The organism is Micromonospora sp. NPDC127501 (assembly GCF_040302185.1).
GTDB lineage: Bacteria > Actinomycetota > Actinomycetes > Mycobacteriales > Micromonosporaceae > Micromonospora.
In genome coordinates this window covers 489,359-507,049 of sequence record NZ_JBEORJ010000004.1, presented here as the reverse complement: position 1 = coordinate 507,049, position 17,691 = coordinate 489,359, and the positions used below count along the sequence as shown (strand labels likewise).

Sequence of the window (17,691 nt, the reverse complement as noted above, 5' to 3'; positions counted from 1 at the left end):
CGGAGTGCCGGCATGAGCGTGACCGAGCAGGCGCGACGGGCGAGGGACGCCGCCGCGGAGTTGGCCGTGGCCACGCGTACGGTCAAGGACGCCGCGCTGGTGGCGATGGCCGACGCGCTGGTGGCCCGTACCCCGGAGATCCTGACCGCGAACGAGACGGACCTGGCGGCCGGCCGTGAGGCCGGGCTGAGCGCGGCCGTGCTGGACCGGCTCGCGCTTGACGCTGGTCGGGTGGCCGGCATCGCCGACGCGCTGCGTGAGATGGCCGCGTTGCCCGACCCGGTCGGCGAGGTGGTCCGCGGGTCCACCCTGCCCAACGGCCTGGAGCTGCGCCAGATCCGGGTGCCGTTCGGGGTGGTCGGCATCATCTACGAGGCGCGACCCAACGTGACGGTGGACGCCGCCGGGATCTGCCTCAAGTCCGGCAACGCGGCGCTGCTGCGCGGGTCGTCGTCGGCCGCGCACTCGAACGCCGCGCTGGTAGCTGTGCTGCGCGACGCGGTCGCCGGGGCCGGTCTGCCCGCCGACGCGGTGCAGTTGCTCGACGCCAGCTCCCGTGACTCGGTCAAGGAGCTGATGCGCGCCCGCGGTCTGGTCGACGTGCTCATTCCGCGTGGTGGCGCGTCGCTGATCCGCACCGTGGTCGAGGAGTCGACAGTGCCGGTGATCGAGACCGGGGTGGGCAACTGCCACGTCTACGTCGACGCCGCCGCCGACCTGGCGAAGGCCGTCGCGGTGACCCTGAACGCCAAGACGCAACGCCTGTCCACCTGCAACACCGCCGAGTCGCTGCTGGTGCACGCGGGCATCGCCGACGCGTTCCTGCCGCCGGTGCTGGCCGCGTTCGCCGAGGCCGGGGTGACAGTGCACGGCTCACCCGAGGTGGCCGCCCACTCCGCCGCCGTGGTCCCGGCGACCGAGGAGGACTACGCCACCGAGTACCTGTCCGCCGACATCTCGGTGGCGGTGGTCGACTCGCTGGACGCGGCGGTCGCGCACATCCGCCGCTTCGGCACCGGGCACACCGAGGCGATCGTCACCGACTCGGCGAGCGCGGCCCGCGACTTCGTCGCGAGGGTGGACGCGGCGGCGGTCATGGTGAACGCGTCGACCCGGTTCACCGACGGGGGCGAGTTCGGCTTCGGTGCGGAGATCGGCATCTCCACCCAGAAGCTGCACGCCCGCGGCCCGATGGGCCTGCCCGAGCTGACCAGCACCAAGTACGTGGTCACCGGCGACGGGCACGTGCGCTAGCGACGGGGGCCGCTCAGCCGGGCGGGGTGGGGCGGGCGGCGCGGATCGCGGCCAGCGTGGCGTGCACGTCGAACTGGTGGCCGTCGTCGCTCTCCCAGCCGCCGTCGCTGCGCTGGGTCTCGGTCAGCCGGCGCAGCGCCCGCACCATGATCCAGTCCTGTGGGTCGACGCCGGCGCGGCGCAACGTGGCCGCCAGCCACGCCACGTCCCCGGGGGACATCTTCGGCATCCGCTCGGCGAGCACCACCTGGATCCGGGCGGACTCCTGGAACATCTCCTGCCGGTGCAGCACGGCCGCGCTCAGCCAGCCGGCGGCGAGGTACGACGGCCAGCTACCGTCCGGGCGCAGCCGCGCGGCGAGCGAGTGGGCCGCCGCCTGCACCACCCCGGCGTACGCCCCACCGACCCGATGGTCGAGCGGACCCGAGGCCCGGGCGTCCAGGCCCGCGACGGTGAGCCAGAAGCCGGCGTTGGCCGACACGAGGAACCCGGCCTCCGGGTCGCCGGGACGGGCCCACTCCGGTGCCGAGTCGGTCAGCGACGCGTCCTCTTCCCAACCGCCGTCGGCCTGCTGCCGGGATGCCAGCCAGTCCAGGGCACGGCGGGCGGCGGGACGGCCGAGCGCTCCCAGGTCGTCCAGCTCGACGAGCCGGAAGCAGGTGGCGTCGATCGAGGCGACCTCGCCGCCCCAGGTGGCCGGCCAACCGCCGTCCGGTGACTGGCCGACCTCGGCCGTCTCCAGCAACTCGGCGGGCACGGCGGTGCCGTTGCGGAGCCAGGAGAGGCGGGCGCGTTCCACCGCATCGCCGTGCGCCACGACGAACCCGATCGCAGCTTCCAAGTCGACCACGGCGGAGACGCTACCTGCGCAGACGCGATGCCGCCTCGGAGAATCGGCCAGCCCGGAATGGCTGCGTCGCTCCGGCCGGACGGCCGCTCGGCGTCATCTGCGTCGATTCGCCGGGGCGGCCGCGTGGGCCACCCCGGCTCGATCGGTCAGTACGCGGGCAGCGACGGGTCGATCTGCTTGATCCAGGAGAGCACGCCGCCCTGCACGTGCACGGCATCCTTGAACCCGGCCGCCTTGAGCGCGGCGAGCGCCTCCGCCGAGCGGACGCCGGACTTGCAGTGCAGCACGATCTGCCGGTCCTGCGGCAGCTTCGCGAGGGCCTCACCGGAGATGATGTCGCCCTTGGGGATGAGGGTGGCGCCGGGGATCTGGACGATCTCGTACTCGGCCGGCTCGCGTACGTCGACGAGGAAGATGTCCTTGCCGGCGTCCTGCCACTCCTTGAGCTCCAGGGCGGTGATGGTCGAGTCGAGCGTCGCCTCCTGGGCCTCCTCGGAGACCGCGCCGCAGAAGTCCTCGTAGTCTTCCAGCAGGTCGGTGACCGTCGGGTTGTCGCCGCAGAGCGCGCAGTTCGGGTCCTTGCGAACCTTGATCTTGCGGTATTCCATCTCCAGGGCGTCGTAGACCATCAGGCGGCCGACCAGCGGCTCACCGATGCCGGTGAGCAGCTTGATCGCCTCGTTCACCTGGATCGAACCGATCGACGCGCAGAGCACCCCGAGCACGCCACCCTCGGCGCAGGAGGGGACCATGCCGGGCGGCGGCGGCTCCGGGTAGAGGCAGCGGTAGCAGGGGCCGTGCTCGGCCCAGAACACCGACGCCTGGCCGTCGAAGCGGTAGATCGAGCCCCAGACGTACGGCTTACCCAGCAGCACCGCCGCGTCGTTCACCATGTAGCGGGTGGCGAAGTTGTCGGTGCCGTCGACGATCAGGTCGTACTGGGCGAAGATCTCGCGGACGTTCTCGCGGTCCAGCGCGGTGTTGTGGATCTCCACGTTGACCAGGGGGTTGATCTCGCGGATCGACGCGGCGGCGGACTCGGCCTTGGACCGGCCGATGTCGGAGACGCCGTGGATGACCTGGCGCTGGAGGTTCGACTCGTCGACGGTGTCGAAGTCGATGATCCCGAGCGTGCCGACCCCGGCCGCGGCGAGGTACAACAGGGCGGGCGACCCGAGGCCACCGGCGCCGACACAGAGCACCCGGGCGTTCTTCAGCCGCTTCTGGCCGGTCACCCCGACGTCCGGGATGATCAAGTGACGTGAGTAGCGGCGGATCTCGTCTACGGTCAGCTCGGCGGCGGGCTCGACGAGCGGGGGCAACGACACGGTGGACTCCCCGGGATCGGCGGTGTGAACCGCGCCATTGTTGCTCGCGGGAGCCCCCCTCGGCCATGAGGGACGACACGTGGTCCGGTATGCGGGAGCGGGAATAACCGACGAGCCGGCAGATCAGGGGACGATGTCCCCCGCGTAGCGACGACCGTCGAGGTACGGCCAGGCGTTGGCGACGCAGCCCTGCAGCCCGTACGTCTGCTGCTGCATCACCGGGGCGGGCTCCCCCGGGCCGGGGCACGCCTCGTGCTCCTCGCCGAACTCGTGGCCCACCTCGTGGTTGATGACATAGGTCCGGTAGGTGTCCAGCGAAGCGCCGTAGTCGGGGACCGCCTCCATCCAGCGGGCCAGGTTGATGATCACCTGACCGGGCAGGCGACAGGAGGTGTAGCCCTCGGTGGTCAACCCGCCCTCGGCGCACATCCGCTCCGACGTGACCGGGGTGGCCAGGTAGATGGTGAAGTCGGCCTCCCCGGCGTCGGCCACCCGTTGCACCCGCAGCTCATCGGACGCGATCCAACTGCGCGGGTCGGCCAGCACCTCGTCCACCCTGGCGGCGAACACGTCGGCGTCCTGGCCGGCACCGCGTTCGACGACGACCCGGTATCGGTGCAGCGGCCCGTCCGTGCCGTGCACGGCTGTCTCGCCGTCGGCTGCCGTGAAGCGTCCCGCTCCCACCGACGGATACCCGGTGGGCGCCGGGTGCGCGGCGACCCCGCCTCCGTGGCCCATTCCGCCCTGCGCGGTGGCCGGAGGATCGGCCGACGGCTCGCCGCTCCGACTCACCGTCACCCCGATGGCGGTCGCGAGCACCAGCAGGCCGAGCAGCATGCTGCGACGACGACGCCGATGCATTCGGACGAACGCGGGACGCACACCCCGCAACGCCGAACAGGGCTCGGGCGGCCGGGGCGGGCCGTAAGGGGACGACGGCGTCATACGATCAAGGCTGCCAGATTATTCGGGCATTTCTCCGTTTTTATCGCTATTGCCGCAAGACGCCTGATGGAGGGGTCACTGATCGGCGTGTCGGGCAGATCACCTCACAGGGCGGGACCGGTGTGTCGACGCCCGTTCAGGTACGGCCACGGGTTGACCCGGCAGCCGTTGAGGAACAGCGTCTGCTGCATCATCACCGGCGCCGGCCGGCCCGCACCGGGGCAGCGCTCGTGCCGATGCCCGAGCTGGTGACCCACCTCGTGGTTGACCACGTACGTCCGGTAGACCGCCAACGGCACGCCGGCCGAGACGAAGTGCGGCACTGACAACCGCCACCGATCCAGATTGATGATCACCTGGCCGGGTGCCCGACAGGACGTGTACGGGCGACCGCCGATCCGGATGTCCACCCCACCCTTCGCGCACATCCGACCCGCCGTCCGGGCGGTGGCCAGGTAGACGGTGAAGTCCCGAGGCGCAGCTCCCGGCACCTGCTGTAGCCGCAACCTGCCGCTGTCGACCCAACTGCCCGGCCCGGCGAGCGCCACCTCAACAGCCTGGGCGAACTCGGTGACGTCCTCGGCGCTGCCCGACTCCACAGCGACCCGGTAACGCCGCAGCTCACCCGCCCGACCCAGCACCGGGCCGGAACGGGCGTCGTAGCCGAACCCGCCAGTGCCGGCGCTCGGAACCGCGCCGGGCACCCGCAACACCGGTGGCGGGCTGGACGGAACCGCGGCAGAGGGCGAGGGGTCGGGCGGCAACGGCCCGGCCACCAGCGGCGGCGGCAGCGGCGCGCCGATCTCCTCGGCGGCCAACCGATCAGCGCCGGGATGCCCACCCGGCCCCTCGGCGATCACGGTCACCGCCGCACCGACGGCCACCACCACCGCCACCAGTTGGGCGAACAGCGCGAAACGTCGCCGACGGCGAGCAGGATGGCGGGCTGAGCTGGGCATCCAGGTCAGCCTGCCAGATCAGACCGCCCCGCGGCGTCCTCCGTTTCGGCGAGCAGGCCGACCACCGCGCGGGCAACCAGCCGGGGAACCTCCAACTGCGCCACATGGCCGACGCCCTTGAGCATCATCAATCGGCTGTCCGGAATGACGCGGGCGGTCTGCGGCGCGACCCGCACGTCGACCAGACGGTCCTGCAGACCGCCCACCACCAGGGTCGGTGCGCGTACCGCCTCGGCGAGGCGCCACAGCGACCCCGGCCCCGGCAGGTACGCCCGCAGGAAGCTGGAGACCAGCCCACGGAACGTCCGGACGTACGCGGCGGCGTAGTGCTCGGCCTCGTACCGCACCCGGATCTCCTCCAGCGCCTCGGCCCGACGCTGATCGCAGATCCGGCTGAGGTCGGCGACGCACGCCTCCAGTACCTGCTGGGCCATCACCTCGGGAGCAAGCTGGGTCAGGTGCCGGGCGACCAGCCGCTCACCTCGGGGAATGGCGAGCACCGGCAGCATCCGCCCCTGCAACGAGCGCCGGAAATCCAGGAACGGCAGCGCCGGGGAGATCAGGGTGAGGGTGCGGACCAGATCCGGCCGGAGCCCGGCGACCTGGACCGCGACCGCGCCACCCAGCGAGTTGCCGAACAGGTGCACCGGCCCTCGACCGGATTGCTCGATCCAGCGGACGACCAGATCCGCGAAGGCCGGAATCGTGTAGCTCGGGCCCGGCTCGCTACGGCCGAAGCCGGGCAGGTCGATGGCCTGACCGTCCAGCCGGTCGGCGAGCAGCCCGGCCAGGTCGGTCCAGTTCTGCGACGACCCGCCCAACCCGTGCACGTACAGCGCCGGCTCCGCCCCGGCGGCCGTGGCCGGGGTGTCCCGGACGTACGTGACCCGGCCGCCGAGGCGGACTTCCCGGCCCGGCCACGGCGGTGGAACGCGGTCGTCGGGGAGCAGGTGGTCCGGCCAGAGGGTGGCGCGTCTCATTGCTCCAGTCTGCCTCGAACCACTCAGGACAGCAGCGCCTCCAGCCGACGGTTGACCGCCGCCAGCGTCGCCCGGACCACCGCCTGACGCGGATCACCCGCGACCAGGGCCGACCCGGCGAGCTGCTCGACCCAGCCCTCGCAGACCAGCAGCGCCACCACGGTGGCCACCTCGCAATTGCCGAACGGCACCACGGCCGCGTGTTCGACGAAACAGCGCCCACGCTCGGCGTTCTCGGCACCGCGCAGCAACTCGTCCACAGCGGCCGCCGCCGCCACCGCGCAGAGCCGCAACACGTAGCCGTCCACCGCCGGCCCGGTGGCGTACCCGGAGGCGCTGTCGCCCCCGGCCAGCAGCCGGACCTCCACGTTCGCGTCCAGGCCGAAGGTGCTGACCTGCACGTGGTCGATCACCACTCGGGGCCCCGGCGTGCCGCCGGTCTCCAGCGGCCGGGACGGCGCCGACTCCGTCGTGGTCACCTGACCACCGGAGTACGACGTGCCCAGCGTCGCCGGGCTACCGGTCGCGGCGCCGGTCGGCGCGGACGAGACCGACCCGGGCTCCTCCACCGTGGCGCGCCCCCGGTGCGGAGCGTTCGATCGGCGGCGGCGCGTCGGGTCCGTGCCGGTCCGCTGCTCCGGGCCGGCCGGCGGGGGTTCGACCCGGCCGCCGGACGGGCGGGCGACCGTCGGCGACTCGGCCGACCGAACCTCGCCGGGATCGCGCGAAGCCGCGTTCCGGGTCTCCGGGGTACGCCGCTCGGCGGGCTCGGCCGCGCGACGGCGAACCGGTGGTGGTGGCGTGCTGGGCAGGCCGGGCACGTTCTGCGGGGCCGCGGCCAACCCCATCCGCTCCTGGAGCAGTCGGGCCACCTGCCGGCTCACCTCGGCCGGGTCGGCGCCGTCGGCAAGGTCCAGTCGCAGGCTGTGCGCTCCCGCCGGCGTACGGCGCAGGGCCGCGTCGCGGACCCCGGCCACCTCCCGGACGGCGTCCAGGATGGCGTTGACATCGAACCCCTCGGGGCGCTCGCGCAGGGGCGCTGGCTCGTCGTCCCGGCGCAGGTGAGTGGCGATGCGGGCGAGTTCCGGGGTTTCGGCGGGTGGCTCCACGGCTGGCGGCTCCGGCACGACGGGCACGTCCGGTTCCGCGGGGACGCGCTGCGGCAGCACCACCGCGCTCGCAGCCGACGGCCGACCATCGTCGGCCGGCGACGTCGGGTCGGGTGCGGATCGGCGCGCCGCGTAGGCGGAGGCGGACGCCGGTGCGGGCTGATCGCGGCGGCCGGAACCCTTGGTGGCGGTGGGCGGGACCGCTGCGGTGGAGGACGGGGTGGCGTCAGTCGATGGCAGGCCGTTGACCGGCGCGGCCGGTGGGGGCGGCTCGACGGGTGACGGGCCGGGCTCGGGTGTCGCCGGCCGGAGCCGGAAGGGTGCGGTCGGTCGGACGTCGGGCCGGGACCGGCCGGGCGTCTCGCCTCCATCGCCCCCGCCAGCGCTGGCCGACCGGCTGGCCGGCCACGACGGGCGCTCGACCGGGGTGGCCGGGAGCCGGCCCTCGGACCAGTCCGGCCGCTCGGCCCGGGAACTGCTCGCCGTCGGCGAACCGCCGGTCCACGACGAGCGTTCGGCGACCAGCGAGGGGCCTGCCGGAGCCGGAGGCGTGTCGGTCAGCGTGGGAGGTGGCCCGGCCGGAGCCGGAGGTGGGCCGGCGGGTGCCGGAGGTATCGCCTCGGCCGGTGCGGGGTCGGCCGGTGCCGGGCTGGAGGCCCAGGAGGGCCGCGTCGGCGCGGAGCTGGCCGGTGCCGGATCGGCACCGGCGGCCCAGGACGGTCGCGTCGACGCCGCGCTGGTCGCGGGCGGTTCGGACCCACCGGCCCAGGACGGTCGTACCGGGGGCACGCTGGTCGCCGCCTCGGACCCGCCGGCCCAGGACGGCCGTACCGGCGGCACGCTGGTCGGCGTCGGATCGGACCCCCCGGCCCAGGAGGGCCGTGCGGGCGACGCGCTGGTGGGGTCGGGATCGGCCCCGCCAGCCCAGGACGGACGGTCGGGCCGGGATCCGCCGGTCGTCCCGGACCCCGCCCAGGACGGACGGTCGGCCGGCGGACCACTGGTCGGCGCCGCGCCACCCGCCCACGACGGACGGTCGGCCGGCGGGCCACTGGTCGGCGCCGCGCCACCCGCCCACGACGGACGGTCAGCGGGCGGGCCACTGGTCGGCGTCGCGCCACCTGCCCACGACGGACGGTCAGCGGGTGGTGCACTGGTCGGTTTGGCGGGGCGTTCCGGGGTGGACTCGGATTCGCCCCGGCCGGGTTCGTACGCCCGGGGCGGATCGGCGCGCACCGGCTCGTACGGGCGGGGCACCTCGGCGCGCACCGGCTCGTACGGCTGGTGGGGTTCGCCGACCCAGTCCGGCGCCGACTCGTCCCGTGCTGTCGGGCCAGCCGGCTCGTCGTCCTGGCGGGACCAGGGCGGGGCCCACCCGCCACCCCAGCTCGGGCGGTTCCAGCTCGGCCCCGACCAGTCGGGCTCGATGGCCGACGACTCCCCGGCCCGGTGCGTTTCGCCGGGACGGTGCACGTCCCCGGTGCGATGCGCCTCTCCGGTGCGATGCGTCTCTGCCGGCCGGGAACCCTCGGAAGCGCGACCGGGCTCGCCCTCGCCGGCGGACGCGACCGGGCCCGGGGTGCGTCCCGAGGTCGCGGGCTCGGGTGCGAGCGGGTCCCTCCAGTCGCGTGGCGCGGTCGGACTCTCGTCGGCGGCCAGCCGCTCGCCGGTCGGCGCGTGGAAACCGGGCGGCACCTCGAAACCCGACGCCGCGGTGCCGACGGGCGGCACCTGGACGGCCGGCGGGGCCGAGGTGGGCAACCCGGGCTCGGCCCAACGGGCACGGTGCGCGGCAGCCGGATCGACCGTGGAGTGTGGGGCGGGGCCCGGGTCGGGCTCGACGGCACCCTGCTCCGCTGGCGGTGCGGGACGTTGGGCGGGCACCACGAGCCGGTCGCTGGCCGCCCCGGGGCGACCCTCGGCGGGCAGCCCGGGCGGGGCGCTCACCGGCGTGGCGCGTGCCGCGGGCGGTTCGAGACCGGGGTGGTGGACGCCGTTGACGTCGTCCGGGTGGTGCGCGCCGTTGACGTGGTGGCCGTTGGTGCGGGCCGGCGGCTCGGGGTCGCCCGACCGCCCGACCAGCGGCGATGGCAGATCGCCGTGCCGTGTCGAGGAGGTCCGCCAGCCCGACGCGGGGTCGGGCTGCCAGCGCGGCGCCTCATCCCGGGCGTCCTCGCGGTCGGCGGCTCGGGGCCACCCACCCGCCGGAGGTGCCCACCCACTGACGGAACGGTTCGGGTCGTCGTGCTGACCCGCTCCGTCACCGTGCTCTCCCGGGGTGGCGGCTCCGGGTTGCCCTGTTTCACTCACCGCGCGCTCCTTGGTCGCCCCCGCTGAGGCTACCGTGTGCCGAGAGTGGCGATAAGTTACAGCGGCGGGCCATTTCCACGACCGAGGTCACGGGCCTCGCCCGGTCTGGGGGGAAAATGCCGGCTCGTACGGAGAACTCGGAGGATCCCATGACCGCTGCGGGGAACGGTGCACAGACCGCTGGCCGGCCCACCCGCCTGCCCCGCTCCGCGCGTCGTAAGCAGCTTCTCGCTGCGGCGCAGGAGGTGTTCGTCGCGCAGGGCTACCACGCCGCCGCGATGGACGACATCGCCGAGCGGGCCGGGGTCTCGAAGCCCGTGCTCTACCAACACTTTCCCGGAAAGATGGATCTCTACCTGGCGCTGCTCGACACGCACTGTGACGCCATCGTCGCTCAGGTGCAGGACGCGATGCGCGGTACCAGCGACAACAAGGAACGGGTCAGCGCGTCGGTACGGGCGTACTTCGACTTCGTCGACCACGAGAGCGAAGCGTTCCGGCTCGTCTTCGAGTCGGATCTGCGCAACGACCCGGCCGTGCGGCAACGGGTGGAGCGGGTCGAGCAGGGCTGCATCGCGGCGATCACCGACACCATCATCTCCGACACCGGCGTGAGCCGGGCGCACGCCGAGCTGCTCGCCTCCGGGCTGGTCGGCGCGGCGGAGACTGCCGCGCAGTTCTGGCTCGCCGGCGGCCGGCAGGTGCCGAAGGCCGAGGCCGAGGCGTTGGTGGCCGCGCTGTCGTGGCGGGGCATCGCGAGCTTCCCGCTGCAAGGTGAGTCAGCCTGACCGCCGACCCCGTGATCGGATAGCCTTCGCAGGGCGGTTCTTTCGCCCCAGTTGAGGAGGCACAGTGGAGGTCAAGATCGGCGTGCAGTACGCGCCGCGCGAGCTGGTACTGGACAGCGCGCAGTCGCCGGCCGAGATCGAGCAGATCGTGACCGACGCCTTCGCCGGCAACGGCGGCACGCTCTCCCTGACCGACGAGAAGGGCCGGCGGGTCATCGTTCCGATCGAGAAGGTCGCCTACGTCGAGATCGCCGAGGCGTCGTCCCGGGCGGTCGGGTTCACCGTCCGCTGACCGGTCCGGCCATCGCGGCAGGTCGGCACTCGGCCCACCTGCCGCAGGCCGGCACCGGCCGACCCACCCGGGTGGTCAGTTGTTCAGCCCGGCGGCGGCCATCCGCGCGGTGTGCGCGGTGGTGAGCCTGCCGAACAGCCCCGGCACGTCGACCCGGCCGTCGCGTGCGATCAGCGCGGTGAGGGTGGCCCGCTCGGCGGCGACGCGGCCAGCCTGGGACAACGCCTCGCCGACCAGCCGCCGGGCCCACATCGAGAGCCGACCGGCCACCCGGGGGTCGTCGGCGACGGCCACCCGGATCTCCGCCGCGGCGAAGTCCGCGTACCGGGAGTCGTGCAGGACGTCCAGCACCAGCGCCCGGTCCGGTTCCTCCAGCGCATCGGCGATCTCGCGAACGAAGTCGTCGGTGATCGCGTCGCCCACGTACGCCTTAGTGACCACTTCCGCCCAGTCCCGTGGCTCGGTCGAATCGTGGTACGCCTGCAACGGCTCGACATAGGGCGCCATCGCATCCTCCGGCGGTACGCCCAGCGCGGTGAGCCGGTCGGCGAGGCGCCGGTAGTTGGCGATCTCGGCCGCGGCCATCTCGTTCAGTGCGGCTCGGCGGCGCAGGTCAGGAGCGAGCCGGGCATCGCCCGCCATCCGCTCGAAGGCGAGCAGCTCACCGAAGGCGACCAGACCCAGCAGGTCGGCGTACGCGGAACCGGAGGCGGACACGAGCGGCAGGCTATCGCGTACCGGCCCTCGCGCGTGTCCCGCGCACTTCGCACCCCAGCCCAACTCCACGGTCAAGGTCGACGGGGTGAACGGCGCAATAGTGTGGCGTAGGTCACATTTACTTGCCCCGCGTGGCGAGTGGCCGACCGGGAATCGGGACGGGGGCATGCCTGTTCAGGTAACATGGAGCAGTTGCCGTGGGCGCCGATCTGATCGAAGCTCAGCCCGCGGCGCGCGTGCGGCCCGGTCCGGCTCGGCAATCTGCCGCCGACCGTGTGGCCCGCGTCATACCGAACGCGCCCTGAGGACATGACGGGCGCACCCACGAGAGGGCACCCCCACATCCACATGAGCGACCTGACTCAAGATTTGCTGGACGGCCAGGAACTGGCCCCCACCGCCCCGGTTCGACCGGAGGCCCCCACGTTCGCCGCACTCGGCGCCCGCGCCGAGACCGTCGAGGCCCTGGCCTCGGCCGGCATCACCCGCGCCTTCGCCATCCAGGAGTACGCGATCCCGATCGCGCTGCGCGGCGTCGACCTGATCGGCCAGGCGCCCACCGGCACCGGCAAGACCCTCGGCTTCGGCGTACCGCTGCTCGACCGGGTCTTCGCCCCGGGCGAGGGCAGCGACGGCGTCCCCCAGGCGCTGGTCGTCGTCCCCACCCGTGAGCTGGGCATCCAGGTCGCCAAGGATCTGGCCGCCGCAGGCCGGACGCGTGGCGTCCGGGTGCTGCCGATCTACGGCGGCGTGGCGTACGAGCCGCAGATCGACGCGCTGCGCAAGGGCGTCGAGATCCTGGTGGGCACGCCCGGCCGACTGATGGACCTGCAGAAGCAGAAGCACCTCCGGCTCGACCGGGTGCACGCACTCGTCCTCGACGAGGCCGACCGGATGCTCGACCTGGGCTTCCTCGACGACGTCGAGAAGATCCTGGCGATGCTTCCGGAAGACCGGCAGACGATGCTCTTCTCGGCCACCATGCCGGACCCGATCGTCACCCTGTCGCGACGCTTCCTGCGCCAGCCGATGACGATCCACGCCGGGCACACCGCCGACACCGGCCCGTCGCCGCAGACGCAGCAGTTGGTCTACCGCACCCACTCGATGAACAAGGTCGAGGTGGTGGCGCGCATCCTCCAGGCGGAGGGGCGTGGGCTGACCATGATCTTCACGCGTACCAAGCGGGCCGCCGACCGGGTCGCCGAGGATCTCGACTTCCGCGGGTTCGCGGTCGCCGCGGTGCACGGTGACCTCGGCCAGGGCGCCCGTGAGCGGGCGCTGCGGGCCTTCCGGGCCGGCAAGATCGACATTCTGGTCGCCACCGACGTGGCGGCCCGTGGGCTGGACGTCACCGGCGTCACCCACGTCATCAACTACGACTGTCCGGAAGACCAGGACACCTACACCCACCGGATCGGTCGTACCGGCCGGGCCGGCGCGACGGGTGTCGCGGTGACCTTCGTCGACTGGGACGACATGCCGCGCTGGCGGATCATCGACAAGACCCTCGGTCTGGAGATGCCGGAGCCGCCGGAGACGTACCACACGTCGCCGCACCTCTACACTGACCTGCACATCTCCACCGAGGTCAGCGGCACGCTGCCCACGGCCGAGCGCACCCGGGCCGGGCTGTCCGCCGAGATCGAAGAGGATCTGGGTGGGACGACCCGCTCCCGCCGGGGCGACAGCGGTGGTCGGGGCCCCCGACGCGGCGAGAGCCGTGGGGAGGGTCGCGGCGAGCGCCGTGGTCGGGGCGATGGCCGCCGCGACCGCTCCGACGCCGGCACGCCGGCCGTCGCCGAGGCACCCGGGGCCGACGCCGCGGACGAAGGCACCCGTACCCCCCGCCGCCGGCGTCGTCGCCGGGCCGGCGAGGCGGTCGCGGCCGAGGCGACCGCGGTGATCTCCGCCGACGCCGGCCCCTCCGAGCCGGCCACCGCGTCCGAGGGTGAGGCGTCCAAGCCGCGCCGCCGACGCCGTCGCCGTGGTGGCGGTTCCGGTGCGGACACGCCGGCCGAGGCGACCGCGGACTGACCACCAGCCACACCTGACATCCCCCGCACCGCCTCGCGCGGCGCGGGGGATGTTCCCTTCTCCCACCCCACCTGCCGAAGATGGAACGATGCCGCAACCACTGGACGCCGCCCTGACCGAGGTTCGGGCGCTGCTGCTCGACCCCGCGCTGACCCGGGCGGTCGCCGCCGGACGTCGACGCGGTCGCCGCCCCACCGTTGAGCGGGCCGAGCTGCGGCCGGTGCGGCTCAAGGCCGGGCCCCGGATGCAGATCACCACGTCCGACGGTGCGCGCCCCTACACCCGCAATCTCGCCTCCGGTCCGGAGGCCGCTGCGGCGATCGACGAACTGCTCGCCGAGCCGTTCGGCAACTGGCACGTCGAGACGGCCGACGCGACCCTCCAACTGCGGGTGACCAAGTCCGGCGAGGCGCAGGTGCACCGGGCCGCGACGTCCCGTCCGGCGGCGACGCCCACCGGCAACGACCGGACGAAGGAATACCTGCTCGACCCCGGCGACCCGATCTTCGCCGAGATCGGCGGTTCGGCGGCCAAGCGCCGCCAGGTGGACGCGTTCCTGCGGGCCCTGGCCGCGACCCTGCCCGACGACCTGACCGGTCCGCTACGGGTGGTCGACCTGGGCTGCGGCAACGCCTACCTGACGTTCGCCGCGTACCGCTACCTGACGAGTCGGGGGCTCGACGTCCAGCTGGTCGGCGTGGACGTCCGGGAGGACCAGCGGCGACGCAACACCGAGCTGGCGCAGCGGCTGGGCTGGGCCGACCAGGTCAGCTTCGTGGCCGGGACGATCGCCGACGCCGTCGTCGACCCCGCCCCCGACCTGGTGCTGGCGCTGCACGCCTGCGACACCGCCACCGACGAGGCGCTGGCCCGGGCGGTGCGCTGGGAGGCCCGCTGGGTGCTGGCCGCGCCGTGCTGCCACCACGATCTGGCGAAGCAGCTCCGCGCCCATCCCGCCCCGGCCCCGTACGAGCTGCTGACCCGGCAGGGCATCCTGCGCGAGCGCTTCGCCGACGTGCTCACCGACGCGCTGCGCGCCGGGCTGCTGCGGGTGCACGGGTACCGGACCGAGGTGGTGGAGTTCGTGGATTCGCAGCACACCCCGCGCAACCTGCTGATCCGCGCCCGTCGTACCGGTGCCGAGGCGACCGAGCCACAGCGCGCGGAGTACCGCGAGCTGGTGGACCAGTGGCAGGTCACTCCCCGGCTGGAGACCCTGCTGGCCGTCGGAGAGACGCCCGTCTCCTAGCTCCTGGGCGGCTGGCGTCGGCGGTCCCGGCCACCGTTGCGCTCGCTGGCACCACGATCGACGACCGACACCCGGTCGGCGGCGGGCCGCTGGGCGGCCCACTCACCGTCGCCCGGTGCGGTCGGGAATGGTACGACCTTGCCCCCGGTCTCGGCGTTGCCGGCCGCCGCGAAGGCGTTCCAGGAGATGTCGACCAGCAGCTTCTTCACCTCGGCGTGCCGGATGGCGGCGTTGTGTTGCAACGCCATCCGGGCGCCGAGCAGGACCGCGACGAGCGTGGTGGTGATGGTGCCGGTGGCGGCCAGCACCTGGAGACCGGTCGCGGAGTCGGTGCGGAGCACCAGGACCAGTAACCAGATCCAGAACGCGGCGGCGAAGACGCCGGCCTTGGCGACGAAGAAGAGGCTCACCGCACCGGGCTGGTACGGCTGGGGGCGGCTCGATTCGGCCATGGTGCTCCTCGGCGATGGTCCGGTCGGAGGCGGCAGGCGACAGACCCGATGTCGGGACGGGCACCGAGCTTAGTGGAAGAATGATGAAGATCGCTCGATGCAATTTTCGTTCTGCACACACGCTTCCGGAGAAAGTCTCGTCCACGGGACAGTTTGTGCGGTCAGTCAATTGTTTCCGGCCCCTGGCGTACTACCCTCGGAAGGCGCATCGTCCCGGTGCTCCGGTGGGAGGGGAAGACACACAGGGATGGGATCCGCCGACGTATCACCGCAGATGGCCTTCGCCCGCTTCGTCAGGCGCGCCATCGATGACGCCCGCGACGAACGTGGCTGGACCGTGACTGATCTTGCCTCGCACACGGGCGTGGGTCGCTCCACCGTCTTCCGCTGGCTGGCCGGTGACTGGCAGGACTATCCCGAGTTGGCCAAGGTGCGCGGCTTCTGCGCCGCACTGGATCTGCCGGTCGCCGCCGCGTTCCGCGCGCTCGGGCTGCCCGACGCCGGCCCCGCGCCCCGCCGACGCCACGACGACGGCCCGGTCGAGGCCGACGTCCGGGCCATCCTGGACCGACTGGCCGACCCCACGGTCCCCGCCGAGGAGAAGCACCACATCCGCGACCTGCTCCGCTACCTGGCTCGCCGCCCCATCCGCCGAGCCGGCTAGGGCGTGTCCTGCCGATCTGGTAGCGGTTGACCGTTGACGAAAGGCGCCGGGAGCGTCATTCGCCCGATGCGCCGGTCACGCCGTACCGGGCGGCGATGGTCCTGACGGCCTCGTCCACCACCTGCGCGATGCGCACGGCGCTCACCCCCCAGCCGGGCACGAGGAGTTTCGGCCAGAAGACGTAGTTGGAGATCATGCCCAGGAACTGGGTGGCGGCGACGTCCACGTCCTCAATCCGCACCGTGCCCGCCTCGTGCTCCGCCAGGAGGTAGCCGCGTACGGATTCGAAGTAGGGCATCTTCCCGTGCGAGAACTGCGCGTGGGCGAGTTCGGGGAACCGTGGCAGCTCGGCGATGACGATCCGGAACAGGTCGGTCATCTGGGGTCGGCTCAACAGCTCGGCGTAACGGCGACCGATGGTGCCGAGCCCGTCAACGATGTTGCCGGCCGGCGGAGTCTCCCCCTCGTCAGCGGTTGACCAGGACTCGGTGACGATGGCGTCGAACAGGGCAGCCTTGCTCGGAAACTGCTTGAAGAGGGTGGCCCGCGAAACGCCCGAGCGCTCCGCTATCAGCGCCAGCGACGTCCGGTCGTAGCCCGACTCGAGGAACAGTGCGGTCGCGGCCGCCACGATCAGCGCACGCTTCTCCTGGGCGACGCGCTGGTGGTACGTCGTCACGACCCTGCTCATGGACCGAGCATACGAGGTGAGTGGCTTGACTCACCACTGCCGCCGGCGTAGCGTCGAGGCAATGGTGAGTCGCTCGGCTCACCATCGGCCGGCATTCATCGCCGATGATCCCGGTCGGACACCCCCCCGTGCCGAAGGAACATCTGATGAACCGCTTCGACAACCAGACCGTGCTCGTGACCGGTGGGACCGGCGGCCAGGGCTCGAGCCACGTACGGGCCTTTCACGCAGAGGGAGCGAACGTGGTGATCGGCGGCATCGACGCCGAACGCGGCGCCGCTCTCGCCGACGAACTCGGGCCCCGTGCTCGCTTCACCCGCCTCGACGTCACCGACGAGACCTCGTGGTCCGCCGCTGTGCTGGCCGCCGAAAGCGCCTTCGGCGCCCTGAACGTGCTTGTCAACAATGCGGGTGTCCAGAACCCGCCGGCGCCGATCGAGAACACGGAGCAGGCCACGTGGTCACGCATCCTCGACATCAACCTCACGGGGACCTTCCTCGGCATCAAGGTCGCCACCCCGGCTCTGCGCCGCGCCGCAGGGGGAGCCATCGTCAACATCGCCTCGACCATGGGCCTGGGCGGCACGGCTCACTACGCGCCCTACGTCGCCAGCAAGTGGGCCGTACGAGGACTCACCCGAACGGCAGCGCTCGAACTCGGCCGCGACCACATCCGTGTGAACACCATCCACCCCGGCGTGATCGCGACGTCCTTCATCCTTGAACCAGCGGCTGGCGCCACCACGGCAATCGCCGACTTCTACTCACCCGAGCCGTTCGCCATCCCCCGCCTCGGCGAGCCGACCGACGTCACCCGTCTTCTCCTCTTCCTCACGTCATCGGACGCGTCGTTCATCACCGGTTCGGAGTACGTCATCGACGGTGGGCTCCTCCTCGGCCCCGCTCTCCAGAACGAGACCGCATGAGCACCCCAGACGTCATGCCGTGCTGGCGGAAATCGTCGCGGATCTCAATCAGCCCCACGACCCCGGGACCATCCGGCCGACACGGCTCGAAGATTGGGCCGAAAGCCGGCTGATGCGCATCAGCTTCCGCCAGCGGCCGT

15 protein-coding genes and 1 pseudogene are annotated in these 17,691 nt (G+C 72.7%); 7 read left to right on the top strand and 9 right to left on the bottom strand.

Translation table 11 applies throughout. The features are described from left to right. The first annotated feature begins 12 nt into the window (after positions 1-12). Positions 13-1,254, top strand: a complete 1,242-nt coding sequence (locus tag ABTW72_RS12470; RefSeq protein ID WP_091402551.1) for a glutamate-5-semialdehyde dehydrogenase — start codon at positions 13-15, stop codon at positions 1,252-1,254. A gap of 13 nt (positions 1,255-1,267) precedes the next feature. On the opposite strand, the gene ABTW72_RS12465 is transcribed toward ABTW72_RS12470, so the two are convergent. From ABTW72_RS12465 to ABTW72_RS12440, 6 genes and pseudogenes are all read right to left on the bottom strand, one after another. Beyond that, the gene (locus tag ABTW72_RS12465; protein WP_350857910.1) at positions 1,268-2,155 is read right to left on the bottom strand and encodes a prenyltransferase/squalene oxidase repeat-containing protein; all 888 of its coding nucleotides are present in this window, start codon (positions 2,153-2,155) and stop codon (positions 1,268-1,270) included. Positions 2,156-2,250: 95 nt separating this feature from the next. Then, entirely contained in the window at positions 2,251-3,432 is a 1,182-nt protein-coding gene (gene moeZ / locus ABTW72_RS12460) for an adenylyltransferase/sulfurtransferase MoeZ (protein ID WP_112584748.1), read from the bottom strand. Positions 3,433-3,555: 123 nt separating this feature from the next. Next, positions 3,556-4,293 carry a DUF3152 domain-containing protein gene (locus tag ABTW72_RS12455; RefSeq protein ID WP_350857792.1) on the bottom strand — a complete coding sequence of 246 codons (738 nt, stop codon included), beginning with the start codon at positions 4,291-4,293 and terminating at the stop codon, positions 3,556-3,558. Between the two features lie 188 nt (positions 4,294-4,481). After that, positions 4,482-5,336, bottom strand: a complete 855-nt coding sequence (locus tag ABTW72_RS12450; RefSeq protein ID WP_350857789.1) for a DUF3152 domain-containing protein — start codon at positions 5,334-5,336, stop codon at positions 4,482-4,484. A 5-nt stretch (positions 5,337-5,341) separates the two neighbouring features. Further along, entirely contained in the window at positions 5,342-6,316 is a 975-nt protein-coding gene (locus ABTW72_RS12445) for an alpha/beta fold hydrolase (RefSeq protein WP_350857786.1), read from the bottom strand. A 23-nt stretch (positions 6,317-6,339) separates the two neighbouring features. Beyond that, positions 6,340-8,052 (bottom strand): annotated as a pseudogene (locus ABTW72_RS12440) (hypothetical protein); the annotation flags it as partial. Between the two features lie 1,832 nt (positions 8,053-9,884). Here ABTW72_RS12440 and ABTW72_RS12435 point away from each other — a divergent pair. Next, positions 9,885-10,523, top strand: a complete 639-nt coding sequence (locus tag ABTW72_RS12435; RefSeq protein WP_030489514.1) for a TetR/AcrR family transcriptional regulator — start codon at positions 9,885-9,887, stop codon at positions 10,521-10,523. A gap of 64 nt (positions 10,524-10,587) precedes the next feature. Further along, the gene (locus tag ABTW72_RS12430) at positions 10,588-10,815 is read left to right on the top strand and encodes a DUF3107 domain-containing protein (protein WP_196919870.1); all 228 of its coding nucleotides are present in this window, start codon (positions 10,588-10,590) and stop codon (positions 10,813-10,815) included. A 75-nt stretch (positions 10,816-10,890) separates the two neighbouring features. Here ABTW72_RS12430 and ABTW72_RS12425 read toward each other — a convergent pair whose 3' ends face one another. Next, positions 10,891-11,532 carry a ferritin-like fold-containing protein gene (locus tag ABTW72_RS12425; RefSeq protein ID WP_238689107.1) on the bottom strand — a complete coding sequence of 214 codons (642 nt, stop codon included), beginning with the start codon at positions 11,530-11,532 and terminating at the stop codon, positions 10,891-10,893. Positions 11,533-11,880: 348 nt separating this feature from the next. On the opposite strand from ABTW72_RS12425, the gene ABTW72_RS12420 reads away from it, so the two are divergent. Together ABTW72_RS12420 and ABTW72_RS12415 are read left to right on the top strand one after the other, a co-directional pair. Continuing rightward, a complete protein-coding gene (locus tag ABTW72_RS12420; RefSeq protein WP_350857782.1) occupies positions 11,881-13,569 on the top strand; it encodes a DEAD/DEAH box helicase in 1,689 nt (562 codons plus the stop codon). An 88-nt stretch (positions 13,570-13,657) separates the two neighbouring features. After that, positions 13,658-14,818: a class I SAM-dependent methyltransferase gene (locus ABTW72_RS12415; protein WP_350857779.1), complete on the top strand. Its 1,161-nt coding sequence runs from the start codon at positions 13,658-13,660 to the stop codon at positions 14,816-14,818. On the opposite strand, the gene ABTW72_RS12410 is transcribed toward ABTW72_RS12415, so the two are convergent. Then, positions 14,815-15,270 carry a hypothetical protein gene (locus ABTW72_RS12410; RefSeq protein WP_350857776.1) on the bottom strand — a complete coding sequence of 152 codons (456 nt, stop codon included), beginning with the start codon at positions 15,268-15,270 and terminating at the stop codon, positions 14,815-14,817. The genes ABTW72_RS12415 and ABTW72_RS12410 overlap by 4 nt on opposite strands. Positions 15,271-15,517: 247 nt before the next feature. Between ABTW72_RS12410 and ABTW72_RS12405 the strand changes: the two genes are divergently transcribed. Further along, the gene (locus ABTW72_RS12405) at positions 15,518-15,934 is read left to right on the top strand and encodes a helix-turn-helix domain-containing protein (RefSeq protein WP_091402568.1); all 417 of its coding nucleotides are present in this window, start codon (positions 15,518-15,520) and stop codon (positions 15,932-15,934) included. Between the two features lie 55 nt (positions 15,935-15,989). On the opposite strand, the gene ABTW72_RS12400 is transcribed toward ABTW72_RS12405, so the two are convergent. Further along, positions 15,990-16,625 carry a TetR/AcrR family transcriptional regulator gene (locus ABTW72_RS12400; protein WP_350857773.1) on the bottom strand — a complete coding sequence of 212 codons (636 nt, stop codon included), beginning with the start codon at positions 16,623-16,625 and terminating at the stop codon, positions 15,990-15,992. Positions 16,626-16,729: 104 nt separating this feature from the next. On the opposite strand from ABTW72_RS12400, the gene ABTW72_RS12395 reads away from it, so the two are divergent. After that, a complete protein-coding gene (locus tag ABTW72_RS12395) occupies positions 16,730-17,551 on the top strand; it encodes an SDR family oxidoreductase (protein ID WP_350857770.1) in 822 nt (273 codons plus the stop codon). Positions 17,552-17,691: the final 140 nt, after the last annotated feature.